Origin of the sequence: Alteromonas sp. CH_MED4-4 (assembly GCF_037029575.1) — a bacterium.
Classification (GTDB): Bacteria; Pseudomonadota; Gammaproteobacteria; order Enterobacterales; family Alteromonadaceae; genus Alteromonas; species Alteromonas macleodii.
In genome coordinates this window covers 1-1,433 of record NZ_JAYMEU010000071.1, presented here as the reverse complement: position 1 = coordinate 1,433, position 1,433 = coordinate 1, and the positions used below count along the sequence as shown (strand labels likewise).

Genomic DNA, 1,433 nt, shown 5'->3' with positions numbered 1-1,433 from the left:
TAATGCCGATCAGTTAAGAATATTTTCCTGATCGGTTGACCGATCGTTTTAAGACTTCAAAATCCGATATCAGTCTCTGGTATCGGATTTTTTTTATGTCTTTGCTTACAAACCTCGATGATACATTTGCTCATGCAGAAGATTTGAATGCTATTAATAAACTGATGTCTTTAATTGACCCTGAGCTTCTTCAGCAAGCTTATGCTTTATCGGGGGTAGCGACCGTCAGACGTCGCCGCTTACCTTTGGATTCGGTCGTATTTACTATTGTTGGTATGAGTCTGTTTCGTAGTGATCCGGTCTGGGATATCGCGAATAAACTGGATATCTCGTTACCTGGTAAAAACAGGTTTGTTGCTCCCAGCGCAGTGGTGCAGGCCCGGCAGCGACTGGGCGAAGAAGCTGTCGGTCATGTCTTTAAGCTGATGGCACAGCGGGCATTTGGTGAGTATGCCTTTGAACAGTGGTGTGGTTTAAATGTACTGGCGGTTGATGGTGTGATGTTCCGTGCCCAGGATACCACTGAGAACCTTGCCGCATTCGGATGTGACCGGAATGTGATGGGCGATAACCCGTACCCGCAGGTACGCATGTGTAGTCTGATGGAAACGTCTAGCCACCTTCTTTTGGCCAGTGAATTTGACGGCCGTGATGTCGGAGAGATGTCTCTTGCAGAGCGGCTTATTCCTTCAGTCCCTGATAACTCTCTAACCCTCTTCGACAGAGGATATTACTCGCTGGGATTACTGCACCTGTGGATGACCAAAGGTGTTAATACGCACTGGATGCTGCCCGCCCGTAAAGATTTACAGTACATAGTGAAACATCAACTAAGAGAACATGATGCTGTAGTCACCCTCAAGACCTCGCCTCAGGCGCGGAAGAAGTTTGATGGTTTACCTGAAACCATCGAAGCGAGACTGACCAGCTACGAAGTAAACGGAAAGACCTACCGCGTGCTTAGTTCAATGGTCGATGCTATGCAGTTCCCCTACGAAGAGATTGCCGATGTGTACGTTCAACGCTGGGAAATAGAACTGGGCTTCAGGGAAATGAAACAGACGTTACATCAGGCAAAGCTGACGCTTCGCAGCAAGAAATCTGAGATGGTGCGTCAGGAACTGTGGGGACTATTACTCGCCTACAATCTGATTAGAGTGATGATGCTTGATGCCGTAAAAGATATGCCGGAGCTATCTCCCTCACGGCTTAGCTTCGGTCTATGCATGAGGCATATCATCGTTTTCTTCCTGACCACCATCCCAGACACAGTGACCAAACTGCCCGTCCACTATGAATACCTGATGGAATCGTTGAGGATGATGAAGTTACCTGACAAACGACCTGACAGGTATTATCCACGAGTTGTGAGGAAAAGACCGACTAAATACCCCACAAAGAAAAAAGCCAGTCAGCTTAACTGACTAGCATTA

The 1,433-nt window shown here is 47.2% G+C and carries 1 protein-coding gene; it reads left to right on the top strand.

Annotation, left to right across the window (positions count from 1 at the left end; genetic code table 11):
* Positions 1-95 precede the first annotated feature (95 nt).
* Positions 96-1,424, top strand: coding sequence for an IS4 family transposase (locus WA381_RS20910; protein ID WP_061439181.1), 1,329 nt, complete (start codon positions 96-98; stop codon positions 1,422-1,424).
* The last annotated feature ends 9 nt before the right edge of the window (positions 1,425-1,433 follow it).

Coding starts and splice junctions, on each gene's coding strand:
- WA381_RS20910 (WP_061439181.1), top strand. CDS start 96: ATGTCTTTGCTTACAAACCTCGATGATACATTTGCTCATGCAGAAGAT.